The organism is Bacillus sp. AK128, assembly GCF_053903075.1.
Map to the genome: position 1 here is coordinate 4,680,001 of NZ_CP096379.1, position 16,012 is coordinate 4,696,012.

A 16,012-nucleotide genomic window follows, 5' to 3' on the forward strand; every position below is an offset into this window, starting at 1 on the left:
AGAACTAAGTCCTGTAGCATTTCAATATCTTCTGGATCCACTACTTCTTCCTTAATATTTACTTCTAGTACTTCTTTATGTCCACTAACTACAACTGTTACCATACCGCCACCAGCTGTACCCTCTATTCTCTTTTCACCTAATTCTTCTTGAGCCTTTGCCATTTGTTTCTGCATTTTTTGCATTTGCTTCATCATGTTACCCATATTTCCGCCACCACGCATAGTGAAAACCTCCTAGTTTAATCTTCTATAATTTCAATGAGCTCTGAACCAAAAAGCTTCTGTGCTTCTGTTATAAGAGGATCGTCTTCTTGCTGTTTAGTATCCTCTGTATCGTTACGTTGCTCACGAATATACTCTTCTCTTATCTTACCCCATTCTGGCTCCGGGACAGCAATCATTTCATAGCGCTTCCCAATAATGTCAAACAGGATTCCTTCTAGGTTATCCCTAACATTATTGGTATTTTCAGCTGCCATCTTACAATGAATCTCAAATTTAAAGGATAGAATAAATGCTTTATCTGATGCGGCAACAGGTTCACTTTCATTAAGTAATGCAGCGTGTGAAACCTTATTTTGCTTCTTTAGTTGCTCTAGCATATTACCCCAATTACTTTTTATTTGATGTAAATCCTGGCGGGTTGCTTGTTTCAATACTTCCGTAGCCCTTCCAGTTGGAACACGGTAACTACCCTTACTCGTTTTTTGAACCCTTTGCTCCTTTTGACCAGAAGCTTCTGTTGAGTTAGATGAGACCGTAATTCCCTTTTCTTTTAACAATGCTAATTCTCTTTCTAGATCCTTTACTCGTTGTAATAGTTGATCAGCTTCAGGCATCACTTTTGACTCCTGTTGTGAGAGCTGAACAATTGCAATTTCAAGTAGAATTTTCGGGTGATTGGTCCATTTCATTTCTTGCTGACATTTATTTAAAATATCAATAATCTCGTAAATCTGTTCTTTATGAATCACTTGAGCAAGCAGCTGAAATGATGAATCTACTTTAACCCGAACTAAAATATCCTCAAGTTCAGGAGAAGATTGATAAAGAAGAATATCACGATAGAAATAAATCATATCTTCAATAAAGCGTTTTGGATCCTTACCTTGATTCATTAATTCATCTAGAGCCTGTAACGCTACAGGAACTTGTTGTTCTTGAATTGCCTGTATTAGTGCCATCAAAAATTGTTGGGATACCGCTCCAGTTATCATTAACACATTCTCAAGCGTTACTTGCTCATCACTTAAGGCAATAGCTTGGTCAAGTAAGCTCAGCGCATCTCGCATCCCACCATCTGCTGCTCTTGCTACAGCAAGTAGAGCATCTTCATCAACAGATACCTGCTGTCCCTCAATAATCGTTTTCATCCGGTCAACGATAGAAACTGGTGAAATTCGCTTAAAATCAAATCTTTGGCACCTAGATATAATCGTTAATGGAATTTTATGTGGTTCAGTTGTTGCTAGAATGAACACAACATGCTTAGGTGGTTCCTCTAATGTCTTTAATAAAGCATTAAATGCCCCAATGGATAACATATGTACTTCATCGATAATATAGACTTTGTATCTCACCGTGCTTGGAGAGAATTTCACTTTATCTCTAATATCTCTGATCTCGTCTACTCCGTTATTAGAGGCAGCATCAATCTCAAAAACATCTGGATTGGATCCATTGGTAATGGTTTTACATGCTTCACATTCATTACATGGTTCGTTAACAGGTGCCTTCTCGCAATTAATAGCCTTCGCAATAATTTTCGCAGCACTTGTTTTCCCTGTTCCTCGAGGTCCTGAAAATAAATAAGCATGTGTTATTTTCTCTTGAAGAAGGGCATTTTGAAGTGTCTTTGTGATATGTTCTTGTCCGACTACATCCTGAAAGCTTTGTGGCCTCCACACTCGATATAATGCTTGATATACCATTGAAATCCCCTTCTTCTCTAATCATCTTATTTATTATACCGTATCTATCTTTTCAATTTCAAAGATTAATAAGAATTCATTTACGATAAAATATAATTCTATAGCAAAAAAAACTCACTCTATAAAGAGTGAGTTTTTATATGTTGGTTAAACTACCGTGCACCTTCCTTCGATTTATCACCATAAGCGTTACCTTAGCAGTTAGCTCGGTTCAGGCAACCCCGCGGCACACGAGATGGTCCACTTACTGCTGCTTCCTTCCGGACCTGACAGGGTTCATGGATTCCCGTTGCGCAGGACCCGAACGTCAACACCACTTACTAAGGGCAGACCTTACAGTGAATAAACCTCTGGAAGGAATTCGGCCTCGCTAGAGCGGATTGCGAGTACAGGGCACCGCTACCTCCCCGCTTAGCACGGCAAAGTTGATACCAATTTTAGGTGCGTCTTGTGGACGCATAAACAAGTATATAACGTCATGAGAAAAATTGCAACGATATAGAGTAGCTAATTAATTGGTCTTATAGGTAGCTTTTTTCTTATTACGTAAAGTTTGGAAAAAGTTTGTTAGGAGATTTCCACACTCTTCTTCTAAAACCCCACTTGTAACAATGGACTGATGATTAAACCTCGGCTCCTCTAATAAGTTCATTAAGGTACCTACACATCCACCCTTTGGATCCTTTGCACCATATACAACTCTAGAAACCCTGGAAAGTACAATAGCTCCCGCACACATGGGGCATGGCTCTAAGGTAACATATAATGTTGTATCCTCTAGCCTCCAACTGCCAAGCTCTTTACAACCTTGATCAATGACAAGAAGTTCTGCGTGAGCAATGGATCGTTGCTCTGATTCCCTTAAATTATAGCCAGATGCAATTACCTCTCCATCCTTAACGAGTACTGCTCCAATTGGAACCTCACCAATTGATTCCGCCTTTTTAGCCTCCTCAATGGCAAGCTTCATAAACCTTAAATCCTGTTCTTCAATCAACGTAATAACTCCTTTAGATCGTTTTAAATTTATTATAATGTGGCATTTCTTTAGGAGTATGAAAATAAACATACTACTAGTCGTTTTCTGTTCATTTTTTTACTAATGGATTGTCTAGTCTAGCCATACATCTTTTTCAACAAATTTTAATAAGGGGGACTCCCATGCAAATTCATGTTGTACAGCGTGGTCAATCTTTATATGGTATTGCCCAAGCGTATGGAACAACCGTTAATGACTTATTAGAAGCAAATGAGTTAAATCAACAAACTTCACTAGTCGTTGGGCAAACACTTGTTATTCCGATTATTGGACGTTTTTATTGGGTTAAATCTGGTGACAGCTTATGGTCCATTGCCAATCAATACGGTATTTCATTCCAAAGACTTGCACAAATTAATCGGATTTCACCTACTCAACCTCTAACAGTTGGAACTAGATTATATATACCACCTCTACCAAAAAGAGAAGCAGAGATTAATGCTTATGTAGAGCCGTTAGGGGGTACTGTTAAACCTGAGCTGGAGACGGCTGCAAGAGAGGCCGTTCCCTATTTAACATATTTGGCTCCTTTTAGTTTTCAAATTCAAAGAGATGGCAGTTTAAAGGAACCTTTATTGAATAATTTTCCGACCATTGCAAGTCAAAATCAAGTAACCCTTATGATGGTTGTTACTAATTTAGAAGAGGGCCAATTTAGTGATGAATTAGGAAGAATCATTTTAACGGATGAGGCCTTACAAAATACTTTACTAAATAATATCATTACTGCTGCTAAAAAATATAACTTTAAAGATATTCATTTTGATATGGAATACCTTCGACCTGAGGATCGTGAACGCTACAACGCATTTTTAAGAAAAGCAAAAGCCCGACTTTCTGCAGAAGGTTACTTACTTTCAACAGCTTTAGCTCCTAAAACTAGTGCAGACCAAAAAGGAGCATGGTATGAAGCTCATGATTATAAAGCACATGGTGAAATTGTCGATTTTGTTGTCATCATGACATACGAATGGGGATATAGTGGTGGACCTGCAATGCCAGTTTCACCGATTGGACCTGTACGAGAAGTATTAGAGTATGCCTTAACTGAAATGCCTGGCTCTAAAATAATGATGGGACAGAATTTGTATGGTTATGATTGGACCCTTCCTTTTGTAGCTGGAGGTCAATATGCAAAAGCAGTAAGTCCTAATCGAGCAATCGAGCTTGCTGCTGAAAATAATGTCCCCATACTATATGATTACCAAGCCCAAGCACCTCACTTTGATTATGTCGATAACGAAGGCAAACAACATAAGGTATGGTTTGAAGACGCAAGGTCCATACAAGCCAAGTTTGATTTGATTAAGGAGTTAGGTCTTAGAGGAATCAGCTACTGGAAACTAGGCTTACCATTCCCACAAAACTGGCTATTGATTGCAGAAAACTTTAATGTAACCAAAAGGTGAAACTCCTCACAATCCTACTTATAAAAAAGTAGGATTTTTTTATTTCCCTCAGCATCAATACTCTGTGATAAAATAAGTACTGTTATGTAAAAAATTTGGTTCTTTTTGTCGTATTTTAGAACTTAGGGGGAGCACGATGAGTCAAACACCATTTATAACAGTAGAAGGACCTATTGGTGTCGGTAAAACCTCTTTAGCAAAAGAAATTGCGAATCGGTTCCAGTATCATCTACTTAAAGAAATTGTAGAAGAAAATCCTTTCCTAGGAAAATTCTATACAAATATTGAAGAGTGGAGCTTTCAAACAGAGATGTTTTTTCTCTGTAATCGATATAAACAGCTAGAGGATATTCACACATCATATCTTAGTCAAAATCAGCCTGTTATAGCTGATTATCATATTATGAAAAACATGATATTTGCAGATCGGACATTGAATCAATATCAGTCGAAAAAATATAGACAAATCTATGACATTCTTACAAATGACATGCCAGAACCTAATGTTATTATCTATCTTCATGCAAGTCTTGATACTCTTCTTCACCGAGTTGCAAAGCGTGGTCGAGAAATTGAAAAACAAATGAGTGCTGCTTACTTACAGCAACTTCTTGAAGATTATGATAAAGCAATGGAAACCTTTCAATTTATGAATCCTCATATACCAATATTACGATTTAATGGGGATGATCTTGATTTCGTTATGAACGAGCAAGATTTAGAAACAATCCTTGCAACAATTGAGTCAACAGTTAGAGGGAGAGCAGTTTTATGATATTACGTGAAAAGTATGGAATTCCAAGTAATGCTGTTATTACGATAGCTGGGACAGTAGGAGTAGGGAAATCCACGATGACAAATGCATTAGCTAATGGCCTTGGTTTTCGTACATCTTTTGAAAAGGTAGATTCGAATCCATATTTAGACCAATTTTATAAGGATTTCCAACGTTGGAGCTTTCATCTACAAATATATTTTTTAGCAGAACGGTTTAAAGAGCAAAAGAAGATTTTTGAATACGGTGGAGGATTTATACAAGACCGTTCGATCTATGAAGATACCGGTATTTTTGCTAAAATGCATTTTGAAAAAGGAACCATGACAGAGGTGGACTATACTACCTATTCGAGTCTTTTTGATGCAATGGTCATGACGCCTTATTTTCCTCATCCTGATTTATTGATTTATCTAGAAGGAAGCATTGATGATATATTAGCTCGAATTAAGGAACGTGGGAGATCGATGGAACAACAAACTCCGATTGAGTACTGGCAGGAAATGCATAACCGCTATGAAACATGGATTGATAATTTCCATGCATGTCCAGTGCTACGTTTAAATATCAATGAATATGATGTACTTGCTAATGACTCTTCAATTGAGCCAATTATTGAAAAGATTGGAGCCTTGATTAATAAGAAGAGCACAATCAAAATATAGAAACTAAAGGGGTGTGGGGCAACCACATCCCTTTCTCATGATTAATTGTTGTGTAATACCTCTATGAAATGGGATAAAATCCTTGCCGTTAACCCCCAGATGACTTTCCCCTCATACATGTAAAATTGCTCTTCTATATCTCTAATTCTCCAATCATAATTCTCTCCACCCACAATTAAATCAATGGGAAAATCCTTATCAGGTTCTACCTTGAAATGCACATGATACAGATCTGGCTTATGATCTAGAAAATAAGATAGAGGTACAAGAAAAACATCATCCACTTCTGCTGGATTTACATTTATAGATTCAATAGACTGAATAAATCCTACATACGTATACACAATCATCCCAAAAGGTGAGACTAAATAGTCTAGTGGATATACATCCCTTATGTCCTGAATATTAACTCCTAACTCTTCTTTTGTCTCCCTAATGGCTGCATTCTTATAAGAAGAATCAGATTGATCCACTCTTCCCCCCGGAAAGCAAATATCCCCTGGCTGCCTCCGCAACTTATGTGAACGAACTTCAAATAAAACATGTATTTCATTATTGTGTTCAACAAGGGGCAGCAAAACTGCGAATTTGGAAAGCTTTTTATTGCCAAGTACATCAGGACTATGGCCCTTTATTAAATGTTTAATTTCATCTATATATCTCAAATTCTGTACACCTCATTCCCCATAGTCTTTGTCTATACATTCATCATTACCTGTGGCTATATTTATAACCTAGTTTTTTATCTCCTTGAATATTCCTTCATGTATTTCATTCAAATGACCTCTTTTGATAGTTATTACTAGGATTCTTTTTTATTTACATAAATACATACAGTATTTATAATAAAGTTGCATAGAGGAAACAAATAATCCTATATTTACTTCACTTATGAATACTAAACTTTTTTGTCACATATCTTGGTTTAACACATATTCAATATAATAAATAAATTTCCCTTTAAAAAATGTTTAATTTAAACACCTATATTTTTTTGCTTCTGTGTTTCCTTAGGGAAACTTTTAGTCGCGAAGGAAATGAGCTTGGATATGTAAATTATAAAGGAGGATTACTCAAGATGGAGGAAAATCTACTACTGGCATTTGGTTTAACGTTAATGGCAGGTCTTGCAACTGGAATTGGAAGTATACTTGCATTTTTCACATCAACAACAAATACCAAATTTTTATCTATCTCGCTTGGCTTTTCTGCCGGAGTCATGATATATGTATCGATGATTGAAATCTTTGTGAAAGCACAGGATGCATTGGTAATGGAGATGGGTAAGGTTCTTGGAAGCTGGATGACTGTTGCTGGTTTCTTTGGAGGAATCTTCCTAATTGCATTGATAGATAAGCTAATCCCAAAGCATGGAAATCCACATGAAATAAAGAAAGTCGAGGATATGAGTAATCAACCACATAACCAAAGCCTATACAAAATGGGAACTTTTACAGCGCTAGCGATTGCTATTCATAATTTCCCTGAAGGAATCGCGACTTTTACATCTGCCTTACAAGATCCTTCATTAGGGATCGCAATTGCCGTTGCGATTGCCATTCATAATATACCAGAGGGGATTGCTGTTTCAGTCCCTGTTTACTTTGCCACAGGGAACAAAAAGAAAGCATTTAAATTATCTTTCTTATCAGGTCTATCTGAACCACTAGGCGCAGTCGTTGCATACTTTATACTAATGCCGTATCTAAATGGTATCATGTTTGGTTTAATATTTGCAGCTGTTGCGGGTATAATGGTGTTTATTTCACTTGATGAATTATTACCTGCTGCAAAAAGATATGACGAGACACATCTATCTATTTATGGTCTAATTGGCGGAATGGCAGTCATGGCAATTAGCTTACTATTATTCATATAGAAATAGTTTTGCTAGTAGCATTGAAATATGTAGAGAGAAAATCTAAAATAGAATTATGAATGTCTTAGATCCGGAGGGAAGTTCAATGCCAACACCTAGTATGGAAGACTACTTAGAAACCATTTACCTAATATATGAAGAAAAGGGATATGCTCGAGCTACTGATATAGCCTCCTCACTTGAGGTTCTTCCTTCCTCCGTAACAAAAATGTTGCAAAAGCTTGATGAGAAAGGTTTAGGAGTTTATGAAAAGTATCGTGGATTTATCCTGACAGCAAAAGGTAAAAAAATTGCAAAGGATATAGCCGATAAACATCAAACTCTAGAGGACTTCTTTCGAGTGCTTGATATCAAATCAGATAATATATATAAAGAAGTCGAGGGAATTGAACATCATATTGGAAAAGAAACAACCTTTTGTCTAGCCAGCCTTGTCCAGTTCTTTGAAGAACATCCCGAAATTAAAAATTTATATTTAAAGTATCGACAGAGTATTCGTCCCGACTGAAGGCATCCAACTGGATGTCTTTTTTTTGTTTTTTGCATACTAAAAAACCAACTACAATTGTAATTGGTTTGGTATCTCCATATTATATGCGCATGTTATCGATTCAATAAAAATGGCGGAGGAAGAGGGATTCGAACCCCCGCGCGGTTTAACCCGCCTGTCGGTTTTCAAGACCGATCCCTTCAGCCGGACTTGGGTATTCCTCCGTATCGACAAGTAATAATATATCAAAATATAGATAGCTTGTCAACGATCTTTATAATAAAATTAGATATTTCTTAAATTCTTTGGATTTCCCAACTCTTTCTCGGATTTCTATAAATAAAGGAAAGAGACAAAGGTCTCCTTCCACTATTACTTAATTACTTCTTTATTCCCCATATATGGTCGTAACACTTTTGGAATAATGACACTTCCATCCTCTTGTTGGTAGTTCTCTAATATGGCAGAAACGGTTCTACCTACAGCCAGTCCAGAACCATTTAAAGTATGAACATGCTCTGGCTTTGCATTGGCCTCTCTACGGAAACGAATATTAGCACGCCTAGCTTGGAATGCTTCAAAATTACTACAAGAAGAGATTTCACGGTATGAGTTATAGCTTGGAATCCATACTTCAATATCGTACTTCTTAGCAGCCGTAAAGCCTAGATCAGCTGTACACATGCTCAACACCTGGTATGGTAGCTCTAACAGCTGAAGAACCTTCTCAGCGTGTGAGGTTAGTTTTTCTAATTCATCATAAGAATCCTCTGGTTTAACAAATCTAACAAGCTCGATCTTATTAAATTGATGCTGTCTAATTAATCCTCTTGTATCACGGCCAGCAGATCCCGCTTCTGAACGGAAATTCGCACTAAATGCAGCATAGCTGATAGGAAGCTGTTCCCCATTTAAGATCTCATCTCGATGCAAGTTAGTGACTGGAACTTCAGAGGTTGGGATAAGGAAGTAATCTTCCCCCACAATTTTGAATGCATCCTCTTCAAACTTAGGAAGTTGACCTGTTCCAATCATACTATCACGGTTCACAATAAATGGTGGAATCACCTCTTGGTAACCATGCTCATCACTATGCAAGTCCATCATAAAGTTAATTAAAGCACGCTCTAAACGAGCACCTAACCCTTTATAAAATACAAAACGACTACCTGTTACTTTTCCAGCTCGTTCAAAGTCCAAGATTTCTAAATCGGTAGCTATATCCCAGTGAGGCTTAGGTTCATATGAAAACTGAGGGATCTCACCCCAAGTGCGGATTGTTACATTATCATCTTCAGTTTCACCAACAGGAACACTTTCATGTGGAAGATTTGGAATAGATAATAACAATTGCTCAAGCTCTTCCTCAACCACTCTTAGTTCATCATCTAATACTTTTATTTGGTCACCCACCTCTCTCATTTCAATGATGAGAGAATCTGCATCCTTTTTCTCGCGCTTCAATTGAGAGATTTGCTGAGAAACTTCATTCCGCTTTCCTTTTAAAACCTCAGCTTCAGCAATTAATGTTCGACGCTTTTGGTCTAAGTCTTCAAACTTTCCTAAATCTGATAAGTCTTCACCTCTAAAATTTAACCTGGTTTTCACTTCTTCGAAATTGGCTCTTAAATATTTTAAATCTAACATAGTACTTGCCTCCTTTTTGTTAATAGCTCTTTTTACCTTGTTCTCTAATAATTGGGCCAAATTAAATTAAAATACAAAAAACTCCCGTCCCTATAATAAAGGGACGAGAGTTAACCCGCGTTGCCACCCTAATTGAAGACAGGATAATCCTATCTTCCTCTTGGGTCTCTGTAACGGCAGAAAGCCGGAAATATCTACTTGGGCTGACCCTTTCGAGATCTCACTCAAGGATGGATTCACGAGTATCTTACATCGGTTCACAGCAACCACCGACTCTCTTAAGAAAGAACACCCGCTACTAATTCCTATCATCGATTTATCTAACAAATTTTAGTAATTACTAATTTACTACAAGTTTGTTCAGGTTTCAATAGAATATACTATTTTTACTTAGATTCTTTCACCATGTTTACAAAATATTGAGCAAAACGATAATCATCCGTTAGCTCAGGGTGAAAAGCACATCCTAGAAATTGTCCCTGACGAACTGCTACAATTTTTTCATTATGCTTAGAAAGAACCTCCACTTGCTCGCCTACTTCCACTACATATGGTGCACGGATAAAGACTCCAACAAAGTCTTCAGCTACACCAGTGATCATCAATTCTGCTTCAAAGCTATCCTTTTGACGACCAAATGCATTACGTTCAACCGTGATGTCCATTACTCCAATATGTGGTTCATCGTAGCCTTCGATTTGTCCTGCTAAAAGAATGAGTCCTGCACAAGTACCGAACATTGGCTTCCCCTGCTCAGCAAATTCTTTTAGTGGCTGCATAAACTCATATTTATCAATAAGACGACGCATCGTAGTACTTTCTCCACCAGGAATAATAAGACCGTCAATCTCATTAAGCTGTTCAGGGCGTTTTACGACTAAAGTCTCAGCACCTGATTGCTCAAGAGCTGTAATATGCTCCCTAACTGCTCCCTGTAATCCTAATACGCCAACTTTAACCATGTACTAAACTCCTCTTATTACCAGCCACGCTCTTGCATACGTTGTTCTGGTAGTAATGATGATATATCTACACCCTTCATAGCCGCCCCTAGATTTTTAGAAAGAGATGCAATTAATTCATAGTCTTGGAAATGAGTAGTTGCTTCAACAATTGCACGAGCAAACTTCGCTGGGTTATCCGACTTAAAGATCCCTGAACCAACAAATACTCCGTCAGCACCTAATTGCATCATTAATGCAGCATCCGCTGGAGTTGCTACTCCACCAGCCGCAAAATTTACAACTGGTAAACGACCAAGCTTTTTAATTTCTAATAATAATTCAAATGGAGCACCTAAAAGCTTTGCTTCCATCATCACTTCATCTTCACTCATCGCTACAAGCTTACGTACTTGAGCATTTACTTTTCTCATGTGACGTACTGCTTCTACGATATTCCCTGTTCCCGGCTCACCTTTTGTACGAAGCATAGATGCACCTTCACCAATACGTCTAGCAGCTTCACCTAAATCACGGCAACCACAAACGAAAGGAACCGTAAATTGTCTCTTATCAATATGGTACTCCTCATCTGCAGGAGTTAATACTTCACTCTCATCGATATAGTCAACACCAAGAGATTCTAATACACGTGCCTCTACGATATGACCAATACGTGCTTTTGCCATTACTGGGATGGTTACAGCTTTAACAACTTCCTCAACGATTGTTGGGTCAGCCATACGAGCTACCCCACCAGCTGCACGAATATCTGCAGGAACACGCTCTAGTGCCATAACTGCTACTGCACCAGCCTCCTGTGCAATCTTAGCTTGCTCAGCGTTAACAACATCCATGATAACGCCACCCTTTTGCATTTCTGCCATACCTCTTTTAACACGTTCAGTACCTAACTGAGTCATTATTAATTACCCCCTATATGTAACATTCACTGTATTTAAATAAAAAACCTTAGTAGAAAATTACCATCGTTTTTCATCTACTATCTTTGTAACAAAAAAAATATAATATTTCAAACGCTTGTCATTGTATTATTCTACATTAAAAGTAAAAAAAAACCTACTATAATTATTTAAAAGGTATTATTATCAGCACTTTTTAAACAATCTATTAAATTGGGTAGCATGGATGCTCTCTATTTGCAGATCCTGAATTTGCAAATAAAAAACTCCCTTAAGAGGGAGTTTCTCACTAAAATAAACCTTTAATACCATCTGCAGCACTGGTCCATAGATCCCCAAAAAAACCACCGATTGCTTGCATAAATAATACAAAAGCATTTGATTTTTCTACACTTGCAGTTGTTACAAGGTCAGCTTTAGTTAAGTCAAAGCCATTTGGTGTTAAGAAGCTCAAGGAACCCTCACCTGAATATTCAATGGCTACTGAACCAACTTTCATACCTTTTTCAATCGGTGCTGTTAATGCCCCTTCTTCTGTTAGGAGTTCTTCATCCATCACAACGATTGGTCGGTACATTTCCTGTTCACCACGTTTAATTAATAGGGATAAAGGCTGAGTGGATTCAATCTCAACTTCTTTTTCTTTTCCTTTAACTACAGGTAAGCTTGCTTGAACTTCAGGCTGAAAACCTGCTGGTAAAACCTCTTGTACTTCATAGTTACTAAATCCATAATCAAATAACTTCTTTGTTTCTCCAAATCTACTTTGATAATCAGCCGTTTTCATTACAACTGAAATTAGTCTTACACCATTTCGTTCAGCAGTACCTGTAAAGCAATAACCTGCTAAATCAGTAGAACCTGTCTTAAGCCCGTCCACACCCTCATATCCATAAACAAGTGTTGGTAGCATCCAATTCCAGTTCGGCATTTCAGTTCTATCATCTGTTCCATCTCTAAATACCGCTTTAGGAATACTTGCAGTATCTAATACTTCTGGATAATCATTCAACAAGTGAAAAGCAAGCCTTGCTGTATCACGAGCTGACATTAAATTCTCTTCATTCTCTCCAGTTCCTTCTGGATGCATTCCAAGTAAATCTTTATTATTTAAACCTGTTGTATTAACAAACTTAAAGTTTTCTAATCCTAATTCTTTTCCTTTATCATTCATCATCTTGACGAAATTAGTTTCAGTACCAGCAATTAATTCAGCTAATGCAATAGTCGAACCATTTGCAGAGTAGATCGCCATTGACTCATATAATTCTTTTACATTGTACTTATAGTCAGAACGCAATGGCACATTTGACAATGCACGATTTTGTGAAATTTTATAAACATAGTCACTGATGCCAGTCTCTTGATCCCATGTAATCTTTCCATCATTAACAGCCTCTAAAACAAGATACTCAGTCATCATCTTAGTCATACTTGCTGTAGGAAGTGCAGTATCTGCTTCCTTCTCATAAAGAATCAAGCCTGTCTTACCATCTACTAAAATAGCAGAATGTGCATTAAGATCTAATATATCAGTTTCAGCAGCAAAGCTACTGTTAGGAAATAATGTCATTAGAAGTGTAAAAGCTATAGCCACATAAAAAATAGAAAACTTATTTTTCCCTTTCACTATTAAATCCCTCCTCTAGGTTGTCCCATCATATTCTACCATACGATATCGCAAAAAAATAGACAGAGAATCAATCTCTGTCTTGAAGGGGTAAATAGAACTATTTGCTATTTATAAAGAGTAATTTGGAGCTTCTTTTGTAATTTGAATATTATGTGGATGACTTTCTCTTAAACCTGCTCCAGTCATTCGGATAAACTGTGAATTCTCTCTGAGCTCATGGAGAGTTTTTGTTCCGCAGTAACCCATTCCGGAACGAATGCCTCCCAGCAACTGATAGACAGTATCTACTAATGGTCCCTTATAAGGAACACGTCCTTCAATACCTTCTGGAACGGCCTTTTGGTTATTTTCTTGGAAGTAACGATCTTTGCTTCCTTTTTCCATTGCTCCAACAGAGCCCATGCCACGATATACTTTAAATTGACGTCCTTGATAGATTTCTCTATCTCCAGGGCTTTCTGTTACTCCTGCAAGAAGGCTGCCAAGCATGACCGCATGTCCTCCAGCTGCAAGTGCCTTTACCATATCACCTGAGTACTTAACCCCACCATCAGCGATAATTGGTACACCATGTTTTTTAGCCTCTGTTGCACAGTCATATACAGCTGTAATTTGAGGAACACCAACCCCAGCAACCACCCTTGTCGTACAGATGGAGCCTGGACCAATTCCTACTTTAACAACATCAGCACCGGCTTCAATTAGTTCTCTAGTAGCTTCTGCTGTTGCAACGTTTCCTGCAATCAACGAAATAGAAGGATAATTTTCTTTAATTTCTCTTACTTTATCTAATACACCCTTTGAATGTCCATGGGCTGTATCTAAAACAAGAACATCAACACCGGCCTCGATCAGCTTTTGAGCTCTAATTAGGGTATCTGCAGTTACACCAACCGCTGCTCCTACTAATAAACGACCCTGGCTATCTTTTGCAGAGTTAGGAAACTCAATTACTTTTTCAATATCTTTAATAGTGATTAACCCTTTTAAAATTCCGTTATCATCAACTAGTGGTAGTTTTTCAATCTTATATCTTTGTAAAATTCTTTCTGCTTGCTCTAAGTTAGTTCCAACAGGGGCAGTAACGAGATTTTCTTTCGTCATTACATCTTCAATCTTTATGGAGAAATCTTGAATAAAACGGAGGTCACGGTTTGTAATAATCCCAACAAGCTTTTGTTCATCCATATTGTTAACAACCGGCACACCTGAAATGCGATATTTACCCATTAGATGTTCAGCATCATAAACCTGATGGTCAGGAGTCAAAAAGAATGGGTTGGTTATAACTCCGCTTTCCGAGCGCTTTACCTTGTCTACTTGTTCAGCCTGTTTTTCAATCGACATATTTTTATGGATAATTCCAAGTCCACCTTGTCTAGCCATGGCGATTGCCATCTCAGCTTCTGTAACCGTGTCCATGCCTGCACTAATGATAGGGATATTCAGCTTTACTTTATCAGTTAAAACAGTGCGCAAATCAACATCACGTGGTAATACTTCTGACTTAGCTGGAACTAACAACACATCATCAAAGGTCAAGCCCTCTTTTACAAATTTACTCTCCCACATACCCGATTTCCCCCTAGTTTTGATAAAAATATTATTAGTAGCTTAACAATTGGTTAAAATACTGTCAAGAAACTATTTATTTGTTAGAGTTTTCTAAAAATAATCTTGGAGGTATATTCATTGTTTGACCATCAAGCGGTATGGCAATCATACACTCCCTTTCATTCCGCAGCTAATGTTCAAGAATATTTAAATAAAGTATATAAGGAGAAGAATGTAGAAGAGCCTGAAAAAAAGAGCTACCAAAATTGTTATCCGTTTATTTATTATCTAGACCATGGAAAAAGCTATTATCAACTATCACAACAGGCACCCATCTCTATAAAGCCTGTTTTACTTTTTTATGGCATGACACAATTACTAAAAGCTTGTTTACTATCAGTAGATCCTAATTATCCAGAATCTACGTCTGTGTTGGCACATGGGGTTTCCACAAGGAAAAGAAAGAAACAATCCTATGATTTTTTAAAAGATGAAGTAAAAATCCAAAAAAATGGACTCTTCTCTCACTTTTCCCAAAATATGTTCCATGTGGAACACCTTGATGGAGAAAAAATTACAATGGTCTCATTATTAAAAAGAATACCAGAACTTAATTCTTTATTTCAATTTAGTTTTGGCGAACGTGTTTCTCTACCAGTTACTAAGGTTAATGAAAATTCTTATAGTATAAATAGTGCTATTCTGGATTGTTTCCATATGACCGAAGAAAGGTTTTCTGATTTCCTAACCAATACACTTAAACATTTGAATGATCTCACATTCAATAAAGAAAAAGGATTTTTAACCTTTTCTCTCAAGGAAGATATATTAAACCCAATCCATTGTTACCCATTCTTCTATCATGATCAAGAGGAATCCTTTTACCTATCAACAAACCGAGATACTACAGTCTATTTTCCTGAAATAATGGTTCATTACTTATTACTCTATAATTTAAGTATGATTTCACGTTATGAGACAGAGTGGTGGAGTGAACTTCTTCAAAATTCCAGTACCAAGGACTTACCATTTATTCAACAATTTATTGCGACAACTACTACTAAGATTCCTACATTGCTTTCTCATTATTTATACGCCAAAATGCAAAAGAACCGTTAATCCTT

At 37.2% G+C, this 16,012-nt stretch carries 15 protein-coding genes, 1 tRNA gene, 1 other RNA gene and 1 other annotated feature (1 of these 18 cut by a window edge); of the genes, 6 read left to right on the forward strand and 11 right to left on the reverse strand.

The genetic code is table 11. From position 1 onward, the window contains the following. The 4 genes from M1D60_RS23485 to tadA form a co-directional block, all read right to left on the reverse strand. On the reverse strand, positions 1-224 hold the 5' portion of the coding sequence (locus M1D60_RS23485; RefSeq protein WP_456277169.1) for a YbaB/EbfC family nucleoid-associated protein. The gene continues 97 nt to the left of window position 1, outside the view; only the first 224 of its 321 coding nucleotides appear in the window; the start codon lies at positions 222-224; its stop codon lies beyond the left edge, outside the window. 17 nt (positions 225-241) lie between these two features. Continuing rightward, positions 242-1,933, reverse strand: a complete 1,692-nt coding sequence (gene dnaX, locus M1D60_RS23490; protein ID WP_456277170.1) for a DNA polymerase III subunit gamma/tau — start codon at positions 1,931-1,933, stop codon at positions 242-244. Between the two features lie 155 nt (positions 1,934-2,088). Further along, positions 2,089-2,353, reverse strand: an RNA gene (ffs, locus tag M1D60_RS23495) — signal recognition particle sRNA large type. A 91-nt stretch (positions 2,354-2,444) separates the two neighbouring features. Beyond that, the gene (gene tadA / locus M1D60_RS23500) at positions 2,445-2,903 is read right to left on the reverse strand and encodes a tRNA adenosine(34) deaminase TadA (RefSeq protein WP_456279530.1); all 459 of its coding nucleotides are present in this window, start codon (positions 2,901-2,903) and stop codon (positions 2,445-2,447) included. A 191-nt stretch (positions 2,904-3,094) separates the two neighbouring features. Here tadA and M1D60_RS23505 point away from each other — a divergent pair, with 191 nt between their 5' ends. The 3 genes from M1D60_RS23505 to M1D60_RS23515 all read left to right on the forward strand — a co-directional run bounded on the left by M1D60_RS23505 (position 3,095) and on the right by M1D60_RS23515 (position 5,821). After that, a complete protein-coding gene (locus M1D60_RS23505; RefSeq protein WP_456277171.1) occupies positions 3,095-4,381 on the forward strand; it encodes a LysM peptidoglycan-binding domain-containing protein in 1,287 nt (428 codons plus the stop codon). 136 nt (positions 4,382-4,517) lie between these two features. Continuing rightward, entirely contained in the window at positions 4,518-5,156 is a 639-nt protein-coding gene (locus M1D60_RS23510) for a deoxynucleoside kinase (RefSeq protein WP_456277172.1), read from the forward strand. Beyond that, a complete protein-coding gene (locus tag M1D60_RS23515) occupies positions 5,153-5,821 on the forward strand; it encodes a deoxynucleoside kinase (RefSeq protein WP_456277173.1) in 669 nt (222 codons plus the stop codon). Before M1D60_RS23510 ends, M1D60_RS23515 begins: the two co-directional genes overlap by 4 nt. Before the next feature lie 41 nt (positions 5,822-5,862). Here M1D60_RS23515 and M1D60_RS23520 read toward each other — a convergent pair whose 3' ends face one another. Continuing rightward, complete coding sequence (locus M1D60_RS23520) at positions 5,863-6,486, reverse strand: NUDIX hydrolase (protein ID WP_456277174.1); 624 nt, start codon at positions 6,484-6,486, stop codon at positions 5,863-5,865. Between the two features lie 413 nt (positions 6,487-6,899). Here M1D60_RS23520 and zupT point away from each other — a divergent pair, with 413 nt between their 5' ends. Then, on the forward strand, positions 6,900-7,700 hold the full coding sequence (gene zupT, locus M1D60_RS23525; RefSeq protein ID WP_456277175.1) for a zinc transporter ZupT: 801 nt from the start codon (positions 6,900-6,902) through the stop codon (positions 7,698-7,700). 85 nt (positions 7,701-7,785) lie between these two features. Then, positions 7,786-8,208, forward strand: coding sequence for a transcriptional regulator MntR (gene mntR, locus M1D60_RS23530; RefSeq protein ID WP_456277176.1), 423 nt, complete (start codon positions 7,786-7,788; stop codon positions 8,206-8,208). A gap of 113 nt (positions 8,209-8,321) precedes the next feature. On the opposite strand, the gene M1D60_RS23535 is transcribed toward mntR, so the two are convergent. The 6 genes from M1D60_RS23535 to guaB all read right to left on the reverse strand — a co-directional run bounded on the left by M1D60_RS23535 (position 8,322) and on the right by guaB (position 14,906). Continuing rightward, positions 8,322-8,414, reverse strand: a tRNA-Ser gene (locus tag M1D60_RS23535). A 148-nt stretch (positions 8,415-8,562) separates the two neighbouring features. Beyond that, complete coding sequence (gene serS, locus M1D60_RS23540) at positions 8,563-9,837, reverse strand: serine--tRNA ligase (protein WP_456277177.1); 1,275 nt, start codon at positions 9,835-9,837, stop codon at positions 8,563-8,565. Between the two features lie 96 nt (positions 9,838-9,933). Next, positions 9,934-10,158 (reverse strand) — a binding site (T-box leader). 65 nt (positions 10,159-10,223) lie between these two features. Then, on the reverse strand, positions 10,224-10,799 hold the full coding sequence (gene pdxT, locus M1D60_RS23545) for a pyridoxal 5'-phosphate synthase glutaminase subunit PdxT (RefSeq protein WP_456277178.1): 576 nt from the start codon (positions 10,797-10,799) through the stop codon (positions 10,224-10,226). Positions 10,800-10,816: 17 nt separating this feature from the next. Further along, positions 10,817-11,701 (reverse strand): pyridoxal 5'-phosphate synthase lyase subunit PdxS, encoded by an 885-nt coding sequence (gene pdxS, locus M1D60_RS23550; protein ID WP_456277179.1) that lies wholly within the window; start codon positions 11,699-11,701, stop codon positions 10,817-10,819. Positions 11,702-11,990: 289 nt separating this feature from the next. Then, entirely contained in the window at positions 11,991-13,274 is a 1,284-nt protein-coding gene (locus M1D60_RS23555) for a serine hydrolase (RefSeq protein WP_456279531.1), read from the reverse strand. A 168-nt stretch (positions 13,275-13,442) separates the two neighbouring features. Further along, complete coding sequence (gene guaB, locus M1D60_RS23560; RefSeq protein WP_456277180.1) at positions 13,443-14,906, reverse strand: IMP dehydrogenase; 1,464 nt, start codon at positions 14,904-14,906, stop codon at positions 13,443-13,445. A gap of 120 nt (positions 14,907-15,026) precedes the next feature. Between guaB and M1D60_RS23565 the strand changes: the two genes are divergently transcribed. Continuing rightward, a complete protein-coding gene (locus tag M1D60_RS23565) occupies positions 15,027-16,007 on the forward strand; it encodes a YaaC family protein (protein WP_456277181.1) in 981 nt (326 codons plus the stop codon). The last annotated feature ends 5 nt before the right edge of the window (positions 16,008-16,012 follow it).

What these genes read in the sequence shown, in the direction of transcription:
- M1D60_RS23555 (WP_456279531.1), bottom strand. Translation starts at nt 13,274, where the DNA reads ATGACATTATTTCCTAACAGTAGCTTTGCTGCTGAAACTGATATATTA.
- pdxT (WP_456277178.1), bottom strand. Translation starts at nt 10,799, where the DNA reads ATGGTTAAAGTTGGCGTATTAGGATTACAGGGAGCAGTTAGGGAGCAT.
- M1D60_RS23515 (WP_456277173.1), top strand. Translation starts at nt 5,153, where the DNA reads ATGATATTACGTGAAAAGTATGGAATTCCAAGTAATGCTGTTATTACG.
- mntR (WP_456277176.1), top strand. Translation starts at nt 7,786, where the DNA reads ATGCCAACACCTAGTATGGAAGACTACTTAGAAACCATTTACCTAATA.
- zupT (WP_456277175.1), top strand. Translation starts at nt 6,900, where the DNA reads ATGGAGGAAAATCTACTACTGGCATTTGGTTTAACGTTAATGGCAGGT.
- M1D60_RS23505 (WP_456277171.1), top strand. Translation starts at nt 3,095, where the DNA reads ATGCAAATTCATGTTGTACAGCGTGGTCAATCTTTATATGGTATTGCC.
- guaB (WP_456277180.1), bottom strand. Translation starts at nt 14,906, where the DNA reads ATGTGGGAGAGTAAATTTGTAAAAGAGGGCTTGACCTTTGATGATGTG.
- serS (WP_456277177.1), bottom strand. Translation starts at nt 9,837, where the DNA reads ATGTTAGATTTAAAATATTTAAGAGCCAATTTCGAAGAAGTGAAAACC.
- tadA (WP_456279530.1), bottom strand. Translation starts at nt 2,903, where the DNA reads ATGAAGCTTGCCATTGAGGAGGCTAAAAAGGCGGAATCAATTGGTGAG.
- M1D60_RS23510 (WP_456277172.1), top strand. Translation starts at nt 4,518, where the DNA reads ATGAGTCAAACACCATTTATAACAGTAGAAGGACCTATTGGTGTCGGT.
- dnaX (WP_456277170.1), bottom strand. Translation starts at nt 1,933, where the DNA reads ATGGTATATCAAGCATTATATCGAGTGTGGAGGCCACAAAGCTTTCAG.
- pdxS (WP_456277179.1), bottom strand. Translation starts at nt 11,701, where the DNA reads ATGACTCAGTTAGGTACTGAACGTGTTAAAAGAGGTATGGCAGAAATG.